Here is a 17,403-nt window from a genome sequence, read left to right as displayed (position 1 = left end):
GTACCTGTCAGGCCTCACTATGCGTGGCCGGCTCGGTGGTCATTGATTCCCAGCCTGCCATTGCTGCCTGGGCGATGGCCCGTAATTGCTCGCGGGTCGCGCCATCCCTCGCTTGAATCGATAGCCCCTGCAACACCGTGGTGTAGAAATCCGCGATGACGTTGCAGTCGGTTTCCTCGGCGAGTTCGCCTTCCGCCACCCCCCGTTCCAGACGCTGACGAAGCACGTTGCGGGTTTCCGCGCGCTGGGCCGCAAGATAGTCACGAGTGCCGGCATTCTCCGGTGAGCCGATCATCGCCGCCAGCACGATCATGCAACCGCTCGGTTTGTCCGGGTCGGTATAGGATGCCAGATTGAGCTGCAGGAATTTGGCGATGGCGTCTCGCACTCTGGGCTCGGCATGCAACGCCAGTTCGATCCCCCTGCCTTCCGCCTTGTCGTAAAGAGAGACGGCTTGGCGGAATAACGCCTCCTTGGAGCCGAACGCGGCGTAGAGACTGGGCTTGTTGATGCCCATGACGGCGGCGAGGTCGGTGAGCGTGGCTCCCTCGTATCCCCGCTCCCAGAACAGGTTCATGGCACTTCTGAGTGCAAGGTCGGGATCGAATGCTCTGGGTCTGCCACGTAACGACATAGGGTTCTCCATTTTTGTACCGATTGGGAAATAAAGTAATTGAGAAAGCCCCTGATGGCAAACATAATTTATGTACCTTTCGGTATAAATAAGGAGTCCTTCCATGCAAGTACTGCAAGATAAAGCCGCCTTCGTGACCGGTGGTAGTCGTGGCATCGGGGCCGCCATCGTCAAGCGTCTGGCCCAGGACGGTGCGGCCGTAGCCTTTACCTACCGGGAAAACTCGATACGGGCACAAGCCCTGGTCGATGGTGTGGAGCGTGACGGTGGTCGGGCGATAGCGATCCAGTGCGACAGTGCCGATTCGAATGCCCTCATCGGCGCCATCAATGAAACGGCCAGCACCTTCGGCCGACTCGATATCGTGGTCAACAACGCCGGCATCTTCCCCTATGGCGAGCCGCAAGACTTCACGATCGATGATATCGATCGAACGCTGGCGGTGCACACGCGGGCTGCCTTCGTATCGGCACAGGCTGCCATGCGGCACATGGGTGCAGGCGGGCGCATCATCAGCATCGGCAGTTGCTTTGTCGAGCGAGTGCCTGTCCCCGGCATCAGCCTCTACGCCATGAGCAAATCGGCATTGACCGGCTTGACCAAAGGGCTGGCTCGCGATCTGGGGCCGCGCGGGATCACCGTGAATCTCGTACATCCCGGCCCCACCGATACCGACATGAACCCGGCCGGTGCCCCCGGCGCCGAGGAAGAGAAGGCCTGGACCGCACTCGGGCAATACGGGCAGGGCGAGGATATCGCCGCTGCCGTGGCCTACCTGGCCGGTGAAAGTGGGCGCTACACGACAGGCACGGCGATCACCGTAGATGGTGGCTACGCTGCCTGATTGCGACTGGCAGCATGATCCATCACCCCAGCCCCGGCATGTCCATGTGTCGGGGTCAATATGATAGGAGTACGGCCCCCATGCCATGGATACTGTTGATGGCGGCAAGCCTGCTGGAGATCGTATGGGCAATGTCGCTCAACGCCAGTCAGGGCTTCACTAGAATGTGGCCGAGCCTGATTGCCGTCATCGCCGCTGGCGTCAGCTTCTTCATGCTGTCTCTCGCCCTTAAAAGCCTGCCCATCGGCACCGCCTATGGGGTATGGGTCGGTATCGGCACCTTCGGTGTCGCACTGCTCGGCATCGTGGCCCTCGGGGAGAGCCAGAGCCCGGCGCGATTGCTGTGTCTTGCCTTGATCGTCATCGGCGTCGCGGGGTTGAAATTCGTCGACGGGTGAAGGCGATACCGAAAAATGAGTCGAACTGGTAGCAGCGCTGCTTCGTCCGGATATGCCTGACGGTGATAGGCCGTGGGCCTTTGTGATTCTGCCCAAGAGTGCGTGCGCCAATGGCTGTGTTCAGGCATCCTGAGTCAGCGGCCATTGTGCGGAAGCCATGTTTCACGACTCGGACAATGACTCGCTGTACTCCTGATGGCCGGTACGTCGGGTCGTCAAACGCCAGAGGAACTCATGTATAGCCACGTGACATTCGGCAGTTCCGACTTGGATCGCGCCGCTGCATTCTACGATGCCGTTCTTGCAGAGTTGGGTATGGAACGGCGGTCGGTATCTCCGGATGGGGGCCCCGCTTCTGCATGCTGGGTGTTACCCGGACAGTCGCTTCCTCGCTTTTACGTGTATGAACCATTCGACGGTAAGCCAGCCAGCGCGGGCAATGGCAACATGGTCGCGTTCGCGGCGTCGTCTCCCGCTGTAGTCCGCGTCGCGTATCAGGCCGCTATGGCGGCTGGCGCTAGAGGCGAGGGAGCGCCAGGTGAACGCCAGCACTACGGTATCGGTTACTACGGCGCCTATTTCCGTGATCTGGATGGAAATAAGGTCCATGTCGTATATCGCGGTGATATCGAGTGAGTGGCCTGGGGCGACCGGGTTACCCCAACAGCAGCCCCGATAGACGCAGAAACCTTGTGCTTTGAGCGATGGCCTTAACCTCCCACGACAACCTCCGCCTCACATACCACCGGGAAATTCACCGAGTTGGCGATAAAGCAGAGTTCATGAGCACGTTCATTCAGGCGTTCGGCGAGGTCCGCGTCGCTGCTTTCGGTGATCGTGACGCGTGGCCTGAGCGTGACCTGGGTGAAGTGGCCGCCGCCGTCGCGGGTCAGGGTCATATGGCCGGTGGCGTCATCGGTGTAGGCGGTGACGACGATGCCGGCATCGGCGCATAAGTGCAGATACCACAGCATGTGACAGGCCGAGAGCGAACTGACGAGCATGTCTTCCGGGTTGTGCAGAGCAGGGTCACCGAGGAAGGCCGGGTCGGCGGAGGTGTGCAGGGCCGGCTTGCCGGGGATATCGATGATCATGTCCCGGTCATAGTCGCGGTAGGCGCTGGTGCCGCTGCCGCGATTGCCGGTCCAGGTAAGGTGAAGCTGGTAGCGGTGGTCGCGCTGGTTCATCAGAGGGCCCTCCCGGTCGGTCGTGGCTGAGTGCGAGTCGCGTCGCGCGGCGTATGTCGTCTATTGTATTCGATATCGCTCAGGTTCATGCAGAGTCTGTTCATCAATACACATCCAGAGGACGGTTCGCAATGCTTACCATAGGGTTGCTTGGCGGCATGAGTTGGGAATCCACCGAGAGCTACTATCGGGCGCTGAATGAGGGCGTGAAGCAGGCGCTGGGCGGATTGCATTCCGCGAAGGTGGCGATGGTGAGTGTCGATTTCGCCGAGATCGAGACCATGCAGCATGAGGGGCGATGGGACGATGCCGGTGAGGTGCTGGCGAATGCCGCTCGCCAGGTGGAGCGGGCCGGGGCGGATTTTCTGCTGATCGCTACGAACACCATGCACAAGGTGGCGCCGCAGGTGGAAGCGGCCATTGATATCCCGTTACTGCATATTGCCGATGCCACCGCCGAACGCCTGGTCGCCGACGGCATCACGCGGGTCGGGTTGCTCGGTACGCGCTTCACCATGGAACAGGATTTCTATAAATCCCGCCTGACCGAGCATTACGGGATTGAGGTGAGGGTGCCGGATGAGGCCCGGCGAGACTATGTGCATCGGGTGATCTTCGATGAACTCTGTCTCGGGAGTATCGAACCCGCCTCGAAAGACGGGTTCCTGGATGTGATCGGCTCGTTGCACGCCGATGGTGCCCAAGCGGTGATTCTCGGCTGTACCGAGATCGCCATGCTGGTCAAGGCAACCGATACTGACGTGCCGCTCTACGACACGACGGCACTGCATGCCGCGGCCGCCGTGGGACGAGCGCTGTATGAGTCAGAATGACTCGCCATCGATCACGCCGAGGCCGGTGAGTATACGGTAAGCGGCCTCGACGCGTGCGTCGTTGGGGTAATTCTTGTTGGCCAGCATCACCAGTCCCGTCTGCTCACCGGGGAGCATCACGATATAGCCGCCGAAGCCGTTGGTGCAGAATTGATGCAGGCGCGTCGGGGTGAACCGTTACTGGAGTCGCTGGGAGATCTCGTGCCACAGCGCCTGATAGTTGCGGGCTGCCGTGGTACGCGGCGCGAAGGTATGCACCGGAGCGCGCTCCAGCCCCATGCGCTCGACGGCACTGGCCGCGGGAATCACCGTCGACAGCATCAGGGGCCAGTGGGTCTGCATCTCCTCGATCATGGATACATGCAGCTTGCGTCGCCGATCCGCTAGCGTGATGAAGGGCCAGAAGGTGCTGGGCAGCTCCTGATCATCCAGAAAGTCGCGTAGCTGCTCGAGGGTGCGCATGGACAGCGTGGTGGGTACCATCGGCACCAGAAGGGCATCAACGCTCGAGAAGATGTTCTCGGAGAGATGCGAGAGGCTTGGCGGGCAGTCGAGAATCACCAGATCGTAGTCCTTGCGGACCGGCTTGAGAATCTGGCGCAGGTGGCTGTTGCCCCGCTTGGCTAGCAGGTTGTCCATATCCCGTGATGCCAAGGCAGCGGGCAGCACATCGAGGCTCTCGATCTGGGTGCTGCGAATGACCTTGTCCAGGTCGGCCTTGCCCTTGACGAGCTTTTCCACACCGCCACGTACCTTGGGCTTGGTGCGCAGGTAAAAACTGGTGGCGGCCTGGGGATCCAGGTCCCAGAGCAGTACACGGTTGCCAGCACGCGCGGCCTGAGCGGCGAGGTTGACCGCTGAGGCGGTCTTGCCGACTCCGCCCTTGATGCTATAAAGCGCCAGCATGCGCATGGTGAGTGGCTCCCTGAGATGTCATGAATATGTTGGCTAAGTGACATCGCATCATAACAACAATGACATAAAAAATTGTTACGGCCAGATGATGCATGCCTCACTGGGTATCAGGAAAGCAGCTTGCCGAGGCCGCCGTAGAACGCGCGCTGGAAGCGTCAGCATAACTAGCGTGCTTCATCACCATCGATCGCGTCGAGGCCGGTGAGAATACGATAGGCGGCCTCGACGCGTGCGTCGTTGGGGTAATTCTTGTTGGCCAGCATCACCAGCCCCGTCTGCTCTCCGGGAAGCATCACGATATAGCCGCCGAATCCGTTGGTGGAGCCGGTCTTGTTGACCCAGACATCATCACGTGGAGGCAGCGTCGGCTCGATCGCCTCGGCCGCGTTGGGATCGAGAATCATGTCATACCCGTTACCCGCGAGCAGCGTATCGAGTGCAACGGGTAACGGATACTGCTCCCAGATCAGGTCCTGCGTCATGTCGCCGACCCGGTAATAGCCCCGGCGTGTCGCGTCGACAGCTTGTTGCAGATCGCCTTCGATGTCTTCCTGATGCAGGTGGGTCTGCACCAGCCTGGCCAGGTCGGTGGCCGTGGTCTTGATGCCGTAAGCCTCGTCATCCAGCACGCCGGGCGAGACACGAATCGGCTCGCCGTCCTTGTCCTCGCCCATGGCGTAGTCCGCCATCCGTGCGTCGGGGACGTCGTACCACGTACTCGCCATACCCAAGGGGCCCAGTACCTTGGCGTGCATCGCCGTCACGAAGTCGCTATCGAGGCTGGCCGCGGTTTCCAGCCCCAGCAACCCGATGCCCAGATTCGAGTAGGTACGACTCTCGCCGACCGGCTCGCGTGGCTGCCACTGGCGATACCACGCCATCAATGACTCGCGATCCGTGACCGCCTCTGGAACGAAGAGCGGCAAACCGCCGCCCGTGTGAGTGCCGAGGTGGCGTCCAGTGATCTCGTCGAAAGCGCTGCCCTCGAGTTCGGGAAGATAGCGACTCACCGGGGCGTCGAGATCGAGTTGGCCCTCGACGACCGCCAGCGACGCCAGGGTGGCGGTCAAGGTCTTGCTGAGCGAGCCGATCTCGAACACGGTGTCGTCATCGACCGGCGTCTCGGCTTCGCGATCGGCGACGCCGTAATTGGCAATCAACGTACCTTGCGGTCTGACAACGGCGATCGCCATGCCGGGGATATGTTGCGCGTCCATCAGTGATGAGACGATGGGGTCGAGCACTTCGCGGGTTCGTGTTTCCGCATCGTCATTCTGCGCCAGTGCCACGTTGCCCCCACCCAGCAGCGTCAGTGATATACCCAGCATCCATCCTTTCATCGCAATGTCCTTATCAAGCGGTAAATGACTCCATCATTCAGCGTCGGCATCATGCACGAAAACCCCCATCACCGGAAGTTCCCGGAGCATGACCGGCATCGGACTCCCGTGTTCTCTTGAAGAGCGATACGTCGGCACCGCCTGTCGTCTCCAGCGTGGAACGAGCGCTGGATGAATCGCTGTGAATGCAGGGTATCCTCTGCTATCCAGAAGTCCAGGCGTGCATGACGACACAACAACAAGCGAGGCGAGCGATGTCCGTATTGCAGGATCCCGACAATTACGAATCGATGAAGCCGAAGCTGAATTCAGCGGCGATCGTGGGACATACCACGTCATCCTCCGTGCGGCTCTGGGTTCGCACATACAAGGCAGGGACGTGGTGGTTACTGCTCAGTGAGCGGAAACTGGAAGAGGATAATTACGACCTGTCGGGCAAGACGCCTGAAGCGATCAAGGATGAACACGACTACGTCGTCGCTCTTGATCATCATCAGTTCCGCCAGGACGAGGGCCTGACTTACTGCTTCACCGTTGAGGGCCTGACCCCCGAGACGCGCTATTACTACTACCTGATCGGATCGTCGGATATCGACAGGCGCATCGAGCTGGGCGGCGATCACCAGCACTGGTTTCGCACGCTGCCGCAGAAACCGATCGGGCTGCGCTTCGGATTCTACTCCTGTCACGACCCCTATAGCGTCAAACCGAGTAACGAAGGTGCCTGGGAGAACTTCCACGAGGTGCTCGACGACCGCCGGGCCCACTTCGTGATCGGCGGTGGCGATCAGATCTACTGCGATACCAACAAGGCGTCGCGTATCCAGGATGTCTGGGACTGGCTGAAAGAGAACAAGCAGGCATTACTCGAACGATACAGCGACGATGCCGGCGCCCTCGATGAGGCAGGCTTGGTCGACTATTTCGTCAAGCTGTATCGAACGTATTACCGCGTCTACTGGCATTTCGAAAACGTCAGGGCGGTCTACCGGCGCTTTCCGCAATACATGATCTGGGATGACCATGAAATCATGGATGGCTGGGGCTCGCTGACGCGCAAGGAGCGGGAAGAGAAACTGGCGCGCCTGTTCCGGGATGACGACCCGGAGAAGGACTATCAGCTCGTCATGCTGATGTTTCGGGCCGCCTCCAAGGTGTATTGGGAATACCAGCACTCCCACAACCCATCGACCACGCTGAACCTGGAAAATCTGGACGACACTCAGTGGGACTATGGCTTCGAGCATGGCGAATTCGCCTTCTACGCCCTGGATTTGCGCGGTCACCATGACTGCGAGCGGGACTCGTACCGTTTGCTCGGGGAAACACAGTTTGATCGCTTCAAGCGCTGGATGACATCGCGCAGGATGGCGCGCAAGAAAGCGGTCTTCATCATTTCCCCCGTGCCTGTCGTACACTGGAACGAGATGGTGGCGAATACCCTTGATGTGGGAAGCGTGAAAGACGATTTCATGGATGAATGGGGGCACGAAACGAACCATGACGAGCGCAGGAAACTGCTGGATCTGTTACTGAAAACCTCCGACAGGCACCAACTGCCCATCATCATCCTGAGCGGCGATGTTCACTGCGCCAGTGCGTTCCGCATTACCCACTCGACCCGGTACGCAAAGGCCAACCTGTTCAATGTCACCTCCAGCGCGATATCGCGCTCGCCGGCACCATCCCTCGCCACCATTGCCATGCAGCGCTCGGCCAGGATCAACGGCTATGACGGTGAATTCGAGCAACTCTATACCGTGGCAGGCAAGAATAACTTCGCCTTGATCAACGCCAATTACTGGGACGGCGAACTCACCATCGGCGCCCATCTATACCGATGCGGCCCCGAAGGCGACGACCTGCACCAGAAATACATTGCCTTGGTATAGCGGCAATAATGCCAGTGAGGGAACCAAGGTCTCGAACCCGACTAATGCTTCCGCTGGCGCTTCAGGATCAGCGAGTTGAGCTTTGCGTTATGCCCTGCGCAGCTGCACCAGCTCACCATGATAACGTTTGACGTTAATAACGCAATACGTCATCATTAAGCTCATGATCATCTCATTCAAGTGTAGGGATACCGAGAAGTTGGCCGGTGGGCGCCGTGTCAGGCGCTTTGTGAATCTTGAGCGTGTTGCATTGAGGAAGCTCCGCCAACTTCAATTAGCAAACCGGCTGGAGGATCTTAAGGTACCGCCCGGTAATAGGTTGGAAGCATTGAATGGTGATCGTCGAGGCCAGTACAGCATCCGGATCAACCAACAATTCCGGCTGTGTTTCCGTTGGACGAGAGCTGGCGCGGAAGATGTCGAAATCGTTGATTACCATTAGGGGGTGACTTATGCGCGACATTGATCCTGTAACGCCTGGCGAGTTGCTGAAGGAGGAGTTTCTTGAGCCTATGAGGATCTCTCAGTATCGCCTCGCCAAGGAGGTTGGAGTTCCGGCTCAGCGTATCGGGCAGATCATTGCCGGGAAGCGCGCTATAACGGCCGATACCGATCTGCGACTCTGTCGTTTCTTTGGCCTTTCCAATGGTTACTGGCTGCGGGCGCAAGCAGCTTACGACACTGAAGTGGCCGAAGATGCTCTGGCCGATCAGTTGAATAGAATTCGACCCTGGAACTCAGGTTCTCAAATGGATCACCGGGCATAACCAGTCGCGTTACGTGACAGATTGCGCTTTGATTCATGACCAGATCCTTCGCTGAAAAACGAACTCAGGCGCTTTATGCCAAGGGGGAGTCAAAGAATGAATCGCTTCGGGTATTCGAGACACCCCTCAGGCTCTGGCAATAACGCCGTTCGTACGTGCTCTGGATGCCTTGGCCGGTGATATTCGGGAGCCAGCGAGTTGTTCGCTCGCGACCGCCTGCGCGGCTTGAGACCCTCCACGGGCTCTTCCCTGAGGTCGTGAATCACACGAAGTGCTGCCAGTCGGGCGGCACTTGCCTGGCTTGCGCGTCCGACATCATGGTGAAATCCTCGAAGTCGAAACCCGGGGCGACCGTGCAGCCGCACAGCGTATAGTCGCCGGTGCTTTCCGCGCCTTGCCATTGGCCGCCGTGGACGACGGCGAAGTAATCGTCGCAACCCGCGCCGATGGTGGTCGCGTCGAAGCGTTGGCCGTCGCCGCGAATCAGTCGCAGCGGGGCGCCTTCATAGACATGCCAGAGTTCATCGTGCAGCACCTGGTGAAACCGGCTGCGTTCCCCGTTCTGAAGCAGGAAGTAGATGTGGGTGGCGCTGGTTCGAATGGCGCCGTTCACTGGCGAATTCAATGTCATGCGGCTCTGGAAGACCTGCACGAAGTGCCCGCCTTCCGGGTGCGGCTGGAGGCGGTAATGATCGATCAACTGCTGAATGCGTGACATGCGATTGTCTCCTGATGGCGTGATCGGCGACACGGTGGCCATCCTCAACGTTGAAGTCGAGTGAACGACGGTTGATGACGCAATGAGACGCTGGGTGCCAAACGGCTATAATGGTCGTGAACATCATTATTCCCGATCTGCGAGAGACCATGGAAGACAACTCCAACAAGCCTGATGCCAACCGACACGAACAGCGGTTCGAACGCTATCTCTGGAATTCACGTCTGCTGGTCATGCTGGCGGTAGTACCCAGCCTGCTCGGGGCGTTGGTGTTGTTCATCATCGGCACCGTCGATATCTTTCACGTGCTGCTGGTTGCCGTGGATTACTACTTCTTCGGTGCCACGGAGGACATCCACGATGTTGTGGTACCCAACATCATCATGGCCGTGGATATCTACCTGATCGCCATCGTGTTGCTGATCTTCGGATTGGGGGTCTACCGTTTATTCGTCTCGCCCATTGAGCAGGCCGAAACGCACTCATCCTATCATCCTTTCAACGTGCAGTCGTTCGATCAACTCAAGGACAAGATCGCTCGGGTCGTGATCCTGGCGGTGATTATCGAGTTCTTCCGGGCTGTGGTCGATATCCGTTTCCAGTCGCCATTGGACGCCATCTATCTGGCGCTGTCGGTGCTGGCGCTGGCGGCAGCACTCTATCTCATGAGCCTGGCGCATAAGAAAGAGTGAGCCGCGCCGTCGCCATTCACTTCCATTTGATATTGCAGCCCATCGACGGCTTTTGCTGGGTCGGTGGTGCGTCTCCGGCGAGCACGGCATCGGCGGCAGTGCGCAAGTCTTCGCCTGTGACGGGGATGTCCTTGCTGGGGCGGCTGTCGTCGAACTGGCCGCGATACACCAGCAGATGGTTGCGGTCGAAAAGGTAGAAGTCAGGCGTACAGGCGGCCTGAAAGGCACGGGCGATGTCCTGGCTTTCATCGACCAGGTAGGGGAACTCATAACCGCGTGAGCGGGCTTCCTCGATCATGCGTTCCGGGCTGTCTTCGGGATGGCTGTGGAAGTCGTTGCTGTTGATGGCGACCACTGCCAGGCCCTTGGATTGATACTCGCGGGCGAAGTCGGCGAAGGCATCGGCAATGTGTTTCACGAACGGGCAGTGATTGCAGATGAAGGCGACCAGCAGCGGTTGGCCTTCGAACCGGCTGCTGTCGACATCTCCACCATGCGCATCGGGCAGGGTGAAGGCCGGCATGGGACTGCCGAGGTCGATCATCGTGGATGGCGTCAGTGACATGGTCAGAGCCTCCCGTTGGGGTGTGTGTGGAATCGTTGCGCGCTGCTGGCAAGGCGCATCTTGCGTGATTCGGTACGTCCCGTGGTGGATATGTTGTCTTGCAGGATAACAAAACCGGACGCTGCGTTGTTATCCGGACGCTCCACGATGTCGTTTCAAGCGGGCGACCAGCCCGTGCATGTGCTCGACATGACTGCCTTCCCAGTAGATCTGCCGGCAGCCGTCGCACTGCAGGAAGTGGTCGAAGTAGCGCCGGGTCTTGGGTGCGAGTCGGTCGATGATCCGGGCCTTGTCGACTGGCTGGAGCGTGCCGTTGCAGTGTGCGCAGCGCGTAAATGGAGCGAAGGTGTCATGCAGGCTGAATTGTGCGCAGATTTCCTCGAGTTGCCGCCAGGGATCGTCGTTGCGCACGAAATGGGCGAGGGCGATACGTTTGCGTTTCAGCAGGCCGCGGTCACGCGTCAGCAGGATGCGCGCTTCTTCGTCGGCACAGGCGGCAAGTTCGGGGTCGCTGTAATCGTTGCGATATCGAGTATCGAAACCGAGCAGACGCAAGTAGCGGGCCAGCCGTCCCAGGTGGGTATCCAGCACGAAACGCGGGTGCGCCGGTGGTCGGGGTCGCAGGTGTTGCGGGTTGGGCACGGGCGGTTCGGTCGACCATGGATAGACGGCGACGCGATCGCCATCGTGCAGGATGGCGCCGAACTCGACGCTCTGGCCATTGATCAGGATGATGTCCACTTCGGTATGTGGCACGTCCAGTGCTTCGATCACGTCCTTGATGGCGGCACGCCGGTCGAATGTGTAGGTGAACGGCCGGGCCTGCCGTTCCCGCGGCTGGAAATCGTTCAGTTCGCCATGGAAGTGGACCTCGGCGGTGGCCATTGGTGCACCTCGCTGTCGGTGATCATGCCGCGGGGTCGATGATCCCGCCTAGTGACGCATTGCGCCGGAACCAGCCATGCGCTACCAGGCTATCGCTCAGCCGGTATAGCGCCGCCGGCGACAGCGTCATGGAGGTGCCGTTCATGTCGTCCTCAGTTTGCGGGGCGGCCGATAGCGCAGGCGGCCGCCTTCGGGAAAGCGGCTGAGACTGATATCGCAACCGAAGCCTTCCGCCAATAGTTCGACCAGCATCATCGCCGACAGGCCCCAGATGATATGCCCCTCGGCGTGGTAACTGGGGACGTAGAGATGATGACCGTCGACAGTGATCACGTCGGTATGGCTGCGGCAGTCTTCGAGGAAGACGGAAAGCGGTACCTCGAAGATGGTGTCGAGCTCCTCGAGGTCCGGTTGCAGTGGCAGATCCGGCGGAATCAGTCCGACATAAGGCGTCACGCGCATGCCGTGCAGCGAAATGACATCGCTCAACCGGCCGATCACCTCGACACGGCTGTGGGGTAGGGCGATCTCCTCGTGAGCCTCGCGCAACGCGGTCGCCAGCAGATCGGCATCGTCGGGCTCGCGCTTGCCGCCGGGAAAGGCGACCTGACCGCTGTGCTGCTTGAGGTGATTGGCACGGCGCGTGAACAGCAGCGTCGGGGCCGGACGCGCGACGATTGCCATCAATACGGCAGCCTGGGGCATGTCGAGGGCGATGCGTCGGGGATGGTGCGCCTGCAGGCGCTCGCGAACGATATCTAGCATGGCGGTTCCGTCGGGTTTCATTCGTTTGTACCCAGCCCGCGCGAAGGCGTCAAGACGGAACGTCGTGGTACGGCCTCAGGCTGACATCAACTATCATCGAGTTCGGTACGCGAATCGGGCCACGGTGGAGAGCGGCGCTTGCAGGGGCTTGCGAACTTTCTCTAACATGGACGTTTGTCGGGTGCCATTCATTACGAGGCCGCGCATGAACTTCTGTAGTCACTGCGGACACCGTGTCCACTTCGCGATACCCGATGGCGATGATCGTCCGCGTTATCTGTGCGAGGCTTGTGGCACCATTCATTACCAGAACCCGCGTATCGTAGCCGGTACCCTGCCGGTGACGGGAAGCCGCATATTGTTGTGCCGCCGGGCGATCCCGCCGCGCAAGGGGTACTGGACGCTGCCGGCGGGCTTCATGGAAAACGCCGAGACCACGGTGGAGGCAGCCACCCGGGAGACGCTCGAGGAAGCATGTGCCGACGTGTCGATCCATGGTCTCTATACCTTGATCAACCTGCCGCATATCAATCAGGTCTACATGATCTTCCGGGCCGACCTTGATGGCAGTTTCGATGCTGGTCCTGAAAGCCTTGAAGTGGCGCTGTTCGAGGAACATGAAATTCCCTGGGAGGAACTGGCCTTTCCGACCATTGAGCGCACCCTGCGGCATTTTTACCAGGATCGCCTGATCGATGCGTACCCGCTGCACATCAGCGACATTACGCCGGAAGACCGGGAGCGCTATTTCGGCAGCGCTTAGGGACTACACGCGAGTCGGCAGAGGGTGGCGGTCAACAATCGGGCGCCTGCGGTGGCATCGTGCGCGTTGATGCACTCCGATGGGTGGTGACTGATGCCTCCTTGGCAAGGAATGAAAATCATGCCGGTGGGGCAGTGGCCGGCCAGGTGGATGGCATCATGAAATGCTCCCGATACCAGCCGTGGGGCACATTGTCCTAACTCGCCGGCCGCCTCGGCGATGGCATGGGTGGCACCAGTGGGAAAGGTGACCGGGTCGATACGCGATAGCGGCGTCAACGTGGCTGTGCAACCGGCCCATTCCTGTACAGCCAGCGCCTGAAAACGGGCTTCGAACTCCCCGAGCGTACTGGCATCGGGGTGGCGCAGGTCGATGGTAAAGAGCACGCGCTCGGGAATGGTATTGACCGAGCCGGGAAAAACCTGGAAACGGCCGATGGTGAAGCGCAGGCGATCCGCGTCATCGCAGGCTACGTTGCGCAGTGCAGTGGCCAGGGCACATGCGCCTTCCAAGGCATCCTGACGTGCGGCGCGAGGCGTTGTGCCGGCGTGGTTGGCGGTCCCCCGCACCTCGCATTCGAACCAGCTAACGCCCTGAATGCCGGTCACGATCCCCGTAGACGCACCCCGGCGTTCCAGGATCGGCCCCTGCTCGATATGCATCTCGATGAAGGCCTGCATAGGCGTACCGAGAGGACGCCGTTCGACGCCTGCGTCGTCGAGCCGGGCCAAGCAGGTATCGAGCGCTTCACCGAAGGTGATGCCCTCGGCATCGGTTAGGGCACGTGTCTCGGCTTCACTTCGTACACCGGCAAAGCAGGCCGATCCAGATGTGCCCGGTGCGAATCGCACGCCTTCCTCGTTGGTCCAGGAGACGACCTCGAGGGAATGGCGTGGCTGGATACCCGTCTCGCGGATGGCGCGCAAGGCTGCCATACCGGCAAGGACGCCGTAAGCGCCATCGTATTTGCCGCCGGTCGGCTGACTGTCGAGATGGCTGCCGGTGGTGATGGGGGGCAGATCGGGGGCGCTGCCCGGTAAATGCACGAAGACGTTACCGAGCGGGTCCACTTGCATATCGCCGCCCAGTTCTCTGGCCTGCTCGGCCAGCCAGAGACGCGCCTGGATGTCGTTGTCATCCAGCGTCAGCCGGGCGACGCCGCCATCGTCGCGGGCGCCGAATTGTGCGAGTTCATGCAGATCGGCCCATAAACGCTCGCCGTCGAGGGCCGCGATCGCCTGCGCGGTTATCGGAGTCATGCACGTACCTCGAAATGCAGCTCGACCGGCTCGCACTGCTCGCCGTTGATGGGAATGATGTCCTGCGGGCAGGACGACATGGCCACGACGCAGTCCATTTCGGCACGCAATTCAACATAATCGCCGGGGCGCGAGATCGGTGGGCACCAATCGATCTTCATATGCGCGTCGACCGGGATGTTCATCCATAGGTTCAGTGGCTGCGGGACTTCCGGTACGGCCAGTTGGATCGCCTGCATCGCCAGGCGCAGATTGTCGGCGCAGTTGTCATGGTAGTCGGTCACACCCAGTGTCATGTAACGATAGAGATCGCAGGCCGCCATCAGCGTGTCGTGAATGCCCGGTGATGTGTCGGCGGTCAGGGTCATGATCGGGCGACGGCGATTGCTGAGCAATGGATCGTCGACCTTGGGGATCAGTCCATCGATCCAGGCACGGCCATGTTCCCAGGACATGAACTCATTGAGGTTGTGGGAACTGAATGCCCAAGTGTCGCAGACTTGAGTGCCATGGGTGTTGATGATGCGGATCGTCTCGCCGGCATTGAGGCGCACGGCGCGTCCCTGACGGGCGGGAACTTCATAGCGTTTGCTCAGCACCGGGATGCCATCGGGGGAGATGGGGTTGTCGATGGTGGCGTTACTACCGCAAGGGTAACCGTTCTGACGTGGCATGTTGGCGATACGAGCGTGATCGAATGTCATGGGAGGTCTCCTTCAGGTTAGAGTGCGTTCCCGCCAAGTGTTCAGGAATTGCGCCAGGCGTTCGCTTCTGGGGTGACGGAACAGCGTGCCGGGCTTGCCACTTTCGACGATCCGGCCCTGATCCATGAATATGACCCGGTCAGCGACATGGGCGGCGAAGCCCATCTCGTGAGTGACGATGACCATGGTCATTCCATCGCTGGCGAGTTGCTTCATGACCTCGAGGACTTCACCGACCAGTTCCGGATCGAGCGCCGAGGTGGGTTCGTCGAAAAGCATGACTTCCGGTTTCATGGCCAGGGCGCGTGCAATGGCGACACGCTGCTTCTGGCCACCCGACAGGTTCTCGGGATAATGGTGCGCGCGGTCTGAGAGTCCGACGCGCTCCAGCATGGCGAGCCCTTGCTGGTCGGCATGCTTGCGCGACAGGCCCTGTACCAGACGTAAGGCTTCGGTGACGTTCTGCAATGCCGTACGGTGTGGCCACAGGTGGAAGTGTTGGAAGACCATGCCGATCGGTGAGCGTACCCGGTCGATGGTTTTCTCGCTGGCCCGGACGCGCATACCGCCACGCTGCTCGTAACCCAGCAACTTGCCATGAATGTAGACGCTGCCGTCGTCATAGGGCTCCAGAAAGGCCAGGCAGCGGAGTAGGGTCGATTTGCCCGATCCCGAGGGGCCGATGACGCAAACGACTTCCGAAGGGGATAGGTCGAAATCGATATCTTCCAGCACCTGCAAGTCGCTGAATCGCTTGCCAAGACCGTGAGCGGTGATCAACGATTCGGCCTGGGCACGTCGTGCGTTAGAAAAGGCGGCTTCGGTCGTTGCCTCAAGATGTGACATGGGCGTCTCTCGATGTGTCCTTGGGGGAGGGCGTCGGTAGCGAGTCGCGCCGTGCGAGCCGTTTTTCCAGGGTGTAACCGCCGCGGGCGATCGTTTCTATGATCAGCCAGTAGAGCAACGCGACGGTCAGGTACGGCTCGATCACGGCAAAGGTCTGGTTGACCATGGCAGTGGCGTTCTTGGTCAGGTCGTCGACCGAGATCACTGATAGCAGTGCCGACTCCTTCACGAGAATGATCAGTTGATTCGTGCCGGGAGGTACGATCAGTTGCAGCATCTGAGGGATTTGGATGCGCCTGAGCGTGTTCAGGCGGGAAATCCCGAGCATCCGGGCAGCTTCGAGTTGCCCCTTGGGGATCGACAGGAAGCCGGCACGGTAAATCTCGGCGAAATAGCCGGCACCGTACAGGCCGATGCCGACCAGACCGGCGATTTCGGCGCTGAGTCGCAAGCCGATGCTGGGGCCGCCATAGTAAAGTAGAAACAGGATCACGAGCAGCGGAACGCCCCGACATAGTTCGATGTAGACGGCCACGGGCGGGCCGAAAATGCGTGGGCTGGTGAGTCGCAGCGAGGCAAGCACCAGGCCGAAAGTGACCGCGACCAGGCAGCCCAGGAAGCAGATCCAGACGGTATTCCAGAGTCCTTGCAGGATCAGGCCGCGCATCTCGATCAACAACTGGAAGTCGAACATGAAGTTTCTCCTTACTCGGCGGCCAGGCCACCTTTCATGTGACGTTCGAGGTGGGCGCTGAGCCGGGCGAGGAACAGATTGACTGCCAGGTACAGCAGCGCGGCGACCAGATAGGTGTCCAGCGGCTGGAAAGTGCGTGAGGCGATCTGTTCGCTGGTGCGCATCAGTTCCGTCACGGAGATGACCGAAATCAACGACGAATTCTTGAGAATGGTGATGACCTCATTGGTCAACGGCGGCAGCGTTAACCGGAAGACTTGTGGGACCACGATGCGGCGCCGAATGTCCCAGGTCTTCATGCCGACCATGCGAGCGGCTTCCACCTGACCCGGCGGGATATGCATGATGCCGCTGCGAAAGATTTCCGATTGGAATGCTGCTGTGTTGAGTGTCAGCGTCAGGATGGCAGCCGGTAGTGGAGGAATGTTCAAGCCGAATTCCGGCAACAGGTAATAGACCAGCAACAGTTGCAGCAGGATGGGGGTGCCACGCCAGAAACTGCGGTAGATACCGGCAAGCCGGCGAACCAGTGTGAAGCGGCTGGTTAGCCCGAATGCCAACAGCATGCCCATGAGCATTCCCAACAGAATCGCCGACAGCGAGACGATCAGGGTGAAGGCCAGACCGCGGGCGAGCACGGAGTAATTGTCAATCAGGATGTCGAGCATGAGTGTACCGAAGTGCTTGGCCGAGGATGCGCTG

At 60.0% G+C, this 17,403-nt stretch carries 23 protein-coding genes and 1 pseudogene; 9 read left to right on the top strand and 15 right to left on the bottom strand.

Features of this window, described 5'->3' with window-relative positions:
* Positions 1–7: 7 nt before the first annotated feature.
* Positions 8–634 carry a TetR/AcrR family transcriptional regulator gene (locus tag FVV99_RS12740; protein ID WP_148254449.1) on the bottom strand — a complete coding sequence of 209 codons (627 nt, stop codon included), beginning with the start codon at positions 632–634 and terminating at the stop codon, positions 8–10.
* A gap of 103 nt (positions 635–737) precedes the next feature.
* Between FVV99_RS12740 and FVV99_RS12735 the strand changes: the two genes are divergently transcribed.
* The 3 genes from FVV99_RS12735 to FVV99_RS12725 all read left to right on the top strand — a co-directional run bounded on the left by FVV99_RS12735 (position 738) and on the right by FVV99_RS12725 (position 2,512).
* Entirely contained in the window at positions 738–1,478 is a 741-nt protein-coding gene (locus FVV99_RS12735) for an SDR family NAD(P)-dependent oxidoreductase (protein ID WP_148254448.1), read from the top strand.
* A gap of 80 nt (positions 1,479–1,558) precedes the next feature.
* Positions 1,559–1,876: a DMT family transporter gene (locus tag FVV99_RS12730; protein ID WP_148254447.1), complete on the top strand. Its 318-nt coding sequence runs from the start codon at positions 1,559–1,561 to the stop codon at positions 1,874–1,876.
* Positions 1,877–2,110: 234 nt separating this feature from the next.
* On the top strand, positions 2,111–2,512 hold the full coding sequence (locus tag FVV99_RS12725) for a VOC family protein (protein ID WP_148254446.1): 402 nt from the start codon (positions 2,111–2,113) through the stop codon (positions 2,510–2,512).
* Between the two features lie 74 nt (positions 2,513–2,586).
* Here FVV99_RS12725 and FVV99_RS12720 read toward each other — a convergent pair whose 3' ends face one another.
* Positions 2,587–3,063, bottom strand: a complete 477-nt coding sequence (locus FVV99_RS12720; RefSeq protein ID WP_148254445.1) for an OsmC family protein — start codon at positions 3,061–3,063, stop codon at positions 2,587–2,589.
* A 131-nt stretch (positions 3,064–3,194) separates the two neighbouring features.
* Here FVV99_RS12720 and FVV99_RS12715 point away from each other — a divergent pair, with 131 nt between their 5' ends.
* Positions 3,195–3,896, top strand: coding sequence for an aspartate/glutamate racemase family protein (locus tag FVV99_RS12715; RefSeq protein WP_148254444.1), 702 nt, complete (start codon positions 3,195–3,197; stop codon positions 3,894–3,896).
* Here FVV99_RS12715 and FVV99_RS18950 read toward each other — a convergent pair.
* The 3 genes and pseudogenes from FVV99_RS18950 to ampC all read right to left on the bottom strand — a co-directional run.
* Positions 3,888–4,040, bottom strand: a pseudogene (locus tag FVV99_RS18950) (class C beta-lactamase); the annotation flags it as partial. The gene FVV99_RS12715 and the pseudogene FVV99_RS18950 overlap by 9 nt on opposite strands.
* A gap of 33 nt (positions 4,041–4,073) precedes the next feature.
* The gene (locus FVV99_RS12705) at positions 4,074–4,808 is read right to left on the bottom strand and encodes a ParA family protein (protein WP_148254443.1); all 735 of its coding nucleotides are present in this window, start codon (positions 4,806–4,808) and stop codon (positions 4,074–4,076) included.
* Positions 4,809–4,975: 167 nt separating this feature from the next.
* On the bottom strand, positions 4,976–6,151 hold the full coding sequence (gene ampC / locus FVV99_RS12700; protein ID WP_148254442.1) for a class C beta-lactamase: 1,176 nt from the start codon (positions 6,149–6,151) through the stop codon (positions 4,976–4,978).
* 254 nt (positions 6,152–6,405) lie between these two features.
* Between ampC and FVV99_RS12695 the strand changes: the two genes are divergently transcribed.
* The 3 genes from FVV99_RS12695 (at position 6,406) to FVV99_RS12685 (ending at position 8,810) form a co-directional block, all read left to right on the top strand.
* On the top strand, positions 6,406–8,043 hold the full coding sequence (locus FVV99_RS12695) for an alkaline phosphatase D family protein (RefSeq protein ID WP_161598999.1): 1,638 nt from the start codon (positions 6,406–6,408) through the stop codon (positions 8,041–8,043).
* A gap of 163 nt (positions 8,044–8,206) precedes the next feature.
* Positions 8,207–8,485 carry a type II toxin-antitoxin system RelE/ParE family toxin gene (locus tag FVV99_RS12690; RefSeq protein ID WP_148254543.1) on the top strand — a complete coding sequence of 93 codons (279 nt, stop codon included), beginning with the start codon at positions 8,207–8,209 and terminating at the stop codon, positions 8,483–8,485.
* A gap of 10 nt (positions 8,486–8,495) precedes the next feature.
* A complete protein-coding gene (locus FVV99_RS12685) occupies positions 8,496–8,810 on the top strand; it encodes a HigA family addiction module antitoxin (RefSeq protein ID WP_148254440.1) in 315 nt (104 codons plus the stop codon).
* Between the two features lie 262 nt (positions 8,811–9,072).
* On the opposite strand, the gene FVV99_RS12680 is transcribed toward FVV99_RS12685, so the two are convergent.
* Complete coding sequence (locus FVV99_RS12680) at positions 9,073–9,528, bottom strand: cupin domain-containing protein (RefSeq protein ID WP_148254439.1); 456 nt, start codon at positions 9,526–9,528, stop codon at positions 9,073–9,075.
* 149 nt (positions 9,529–9,677) lie between these two features.
* Between FVV99_RS12680 and FVV99_RS12675 the strand changes: the two genes are divergently transcribed.
* On the top strand, positions 9,678–10,220 hold the full coding sequence (locus FVV99_RS12675; RefSeq protein WP_148254438.1) for a YqhA family protein: 543 nt from the start codon (positions 9,678–9,680) through the stop codon (positions 10,218–10,220).
* A 16-nt stretch (positions 10,221–10,236) separates the two neighbouring features.
* Here FVV99_RS12675 and FVV99_RS12670 read toward each other — a convergent pair whose 3' ends face one another.
* The 4 genes from FVV99_RS12670 to FVV99_RS12660 form a co-directional block, all read right to left on the bottom strand.
* Positions 10,237–10,785 (bottom strand): thioredoxin family protein, encoded by a 549-nt coding sequence (locus FVV99_RS12670; RefSeq protein WP_148254437.1) that lies wholly within the window; start codon positions 10,783–10,785, stop codon positions 10,237–10,239.
* Between the two features lie 129 nt (positions 10,786–10,914).
* Complete coding sequence (locus tag FVV99_RS12665) at positions 10,915–11,670, bottom strand: Mut7-C RNAse domain-containing protein (protein WP_148254436.1); 756 nt, start codon at positions 11,668–11,670, stop codon at positions 10,915–10,917.
* A 22-nt stretch (positions 11,671–11,692) separates the two neighbouring features.
* Entirely contained in the window at positions 11,693–11,815 is a 123-nt protein-coding gene (locus FVV99_RS18945; RefSeq protein ID WP_269090063.1) for a hypothetical protein, read from the bottom strand.
* Positions 11,812–12,435: a CoA pyrophosphatase gene (locus FVV99_RS12660; RefSeq protein ID WP_148254435.1), complete on the bottom strand. Its 624-nt coding sequence runs from the start codon at positions 12,433–12,435 to the stop codon at positions 11,812–11,814. Before FVV99_RS12660 ends, FVV99_RS18945 begins: the two co-directional genes overlap by 4 nt.
* A gap of 205 nt (positions 12,436–12,640) precedes the next feature.
* Here FVV99_RS12660 and FVV99_RS12655 point away from each other — a divergent pair, with 205 nt between their 5' ends.
* Positions 12,641–13,198: an NUDIX hydrolase gene (locus FVV99_RS12655; RefSeq protein ID WP_148254434.1), complete on the top strand. Its 558-nt coding sequence runs from the start codon at positions 12,641–12,643 to the stop codon at positions 13,196–13,198.
* On the opposite strand, the gene FVV99_RS12650 is transcribed toward FVV99_RS12655, so the two are convergent.
* From FVV99_RS12650 to FVV99_RS12630, 5 genes are read right to left on the bottom strand one after another with little or no spacing between them, the layout of a single operon-like run.
* The gene (locus FVV99_RS12650) at positions 13,195–14,457 is read right to left on the bottom strand and encodes a M20 family metallo-hydrolase (RefSeq protein ID WP_148254433.1); all 1,263 of its coding nucleotides are present in this window, start codon (positions 14,455–14,457) and stop codon (positions 13,195–13,197) included. The two genes, FVV99_RS12655 and FVV99_RS12650, sit on opposite strands and share 4 nt — an antisense overlap.
* A complete protein-coding gene (locus FVV99_RS12645; protein WP_148254432.1) occupies positions 14,454–15,161 on the bottom strand; it encodes a DUF1989 domain-containing protein in 708 nt (235 codons plus the stop codon). Before FVV99_RS12645 ends, FVV99_RS12650 begins: the two co-directional genes overlap by 4 nt.
* Positions 15,162–15,173: 12 nt before the next feature.
* Positions 15,174–16,007 carry an amino acid ABC transporter ATP-binding protein gene (locus FVV99_RS12640; protein ID WP_148254431.1) on the bottom strand — a complete coding sequence of 278 codons (834 nt, stop codon included), beginning with the start codon at positions 16,005–16,007 and terminating at the stop codon, positions 15,174–15,176.
* The gene (locus tag FVV99_RS12635; protein ID WP_201745087.1) at positions 15,994–16,701 is read right to left on the bottom strand and encodes an amino acid ABC transporter permease; all 708 of its coding nucleotides are present in this window, start codon (positions 16,699–16,701) and stop codon (positions 15,994–15,996) included. Before FVV99_RS12635 ends, FVV99_RS12640 begins: the two co-directional genes overlap by 14 nt.
* An 11-nt stretch (positions 16,702–16,712) precedes the next feature.
* Positions 16,713–17,369, bottom strand: a complete 657-nt coding sequence (locus tag FVV99_RS12630; RefSeq protein WP_148254430.1) for an amino acid ABC transporter permease — start codon at positions 17,367–17,369, stop codon at positions 16,713–16,715.
* Positions 17,370–17,403 lie beyond the last annotated feature (34 nt).

The sequence above is a fragment of the Aidingimonas lacisalsi genome (genome assembly GCF_008079445.1).
Taxonomy (GTDB): domain Bacteria; phylum Pseudomonadota; class Gammaproteobacteria; order Pseudomonadales; family Halomonadaceae; genus Aidingimonas; species Aidingimonas lacisalsi.
The sequence above is the reverse complement of the archived record's forward strand: the minus strand, read 5'-3'. Positions and strand labels throughout refer to the sequence as shown.

Excerpts from the sequence above, each read along its gene's own strand:
- FVV99_RS18945 (WP_269090063.1), bottom strand. The coding sequence starts at position 11,815 with ATGAACGGCACCTCCATGACGCTGTCGCCGGCGGCGCTATACCGGCTG.
- FVV99_RS12650 (WP_148254433.1), bottom strand. The coding sequence starts at position 14,457 with ATGACTCCGATAACCGCGCAGGCGATCGCGGCCCTCGACGGCGAGCGT.
- FVV99_RS12695 (WP_161598999.1), top strand. The coding sequence starts at position 6,406 with ATGTCCGTATTGCAGGATCCCGACAATTACGAATCGATGAAGCCGAAG.
- FVV99_RS12740 (WP_148254449.1), bottom strand. The coding sequence starts at position 634 with ATGTCGTTACGTGGCAGACCCAGAGCATTCGATCCCGACCTTGCACTC.
- FVV99_RS12635 (WP_201745087.1), bottom strand. The coding sequence starts at position 16,701 with ATGTTCGACTTCCAGTTGTTGATCGAGATGCGCGGCCTGATCCTGCAA.
- FVV99_RS12725 (WP_148254446.1), top strand. The coding sequence starts at position 2,111 with ATGTATAGCCACGTGACATTCGGCAGTTCCGACTTGGATCGCGCCGCT.
- FVV99_RS12735 (WP_148254448.1), top strand. The coding sequence starts at position 738 with ATGCAAGTACTGCAAGATAAAGCCGCCTTCGTGACCGGTGGTAGTCGT.
- FVV99_RS12665 (WP_148254436.1), bottom strand. The coding sequence starts at position 11,670 with ATGGCCACCGCCGAGGTCCACTTCCATGGCGAACTGAACGATTTCCAG.
- FVV99_RS12655 (WP_148254434.1), top strand. The coding sequence starts at position 12,641 with ATGAACTTCTGTAGTCACTGCGGACACCGTGTCCACTTCGCGATACCC.
- FVV99_RS12640 (WP_148254431.1), bottom strand. The coding sequence starts at position 16,007 with ATGTCACATCTTGAGGCAACGACCGAAGCCGCCTTTTCTAACGCACGA.
- FVV99_RS12630 (WP_148254430.1), bottom strand. The coding sequence starts at position 17,369 with ATGCTCGACATCCTGATTGACAATTACTCCGTGCTCGCCCGCGGTCTG.
- FVV99_RS12660 (WP_148254435.1), bottom strand. The coding sequence starts at position 12,435 with ATGCTAGATATCGTTCGCGAGCGCCTGCAGGCGCACCATCCCCGACGC.
- ampC (WP_148254442.1), bottom strand. The coding sequence starts at position 6,151 with ATGAAAGGATGGATGCTGGGTATATCACTGACGCTGCTGGGTGGGGGC.
- FVV99_RS12680 (WP_148254439.1), bottom strand. The coding sequence starts at position 9,528 with ATGTCACGCATTCAGCAGTTGATCGATCATTACCGCCTCCAGCCGCAC.
- FVV99_RS12690 (WP_148254543.1), top strand. The coding sequence starts at position 8,207 with ATGATCATCTCATTCAAGTGTAGGGATACCGAGAAGTTGGCCGGTGGG.
- FVV99_RS12715 (WP_148254444.1), top strand. The coding sequence starts at position 3,195 with ATGCTTACCATAGGGTTGCTTGGCGGCATGAGTTGGGAATCCACCGAG.
- FVV99_RS12705 (WP_148254443.1), bottom strand. The coding sequence starts at position 4,808 with ATGCGCATGCTGGCGCTTTATAGCATCAAGGGCGGAGTCGGCAAGACC.
- FVV99_RS12720 (WP_148254445.1), bottom strand. The coding sequence starts at position 3,063 with ATGAACCAGCGCGACCACCGCTACCAGCTTCACCTTACCTGGACCGGC.
- FVV99_RS12645 (WP_148254432.1), bottom strand. The coding sequence starts at position 15,161 with ATGACATTCGATCACGCTCGTATCGCCAACATGCCACGTCAGAACGGT.
- FVV99_RS12670 (WP_148254437.1), bottom strand. The coding sequence starts at position 10,785 with ATGTCACTGACGCCATCCACGATGATCGACCTCGGCAGTCCCATGCCG.
- FVV99_RS12685 (WP_148254440.1), top strand. The coding sequence starts at position 8,496 with ATGCGCGACATTGATCCTGTAACGCCTGGCGAGTTGCTGAAGGAGGAG.
- FVV99_RS12730 (WP_148254447.1), top strand. The coding sequence starts at position 1,559 with ATGCCATGGATACTGTTGATGGCGGCAAGCCTGCTGGAGATCGTATGG.
- FVV99_RS12675 (WP_148254438.1), top strand. The coding sequence starts at position 9,678 with ATGGAAGACAACTCCAACAAGCCTGATGCCAACCGACACGAACAGCGG.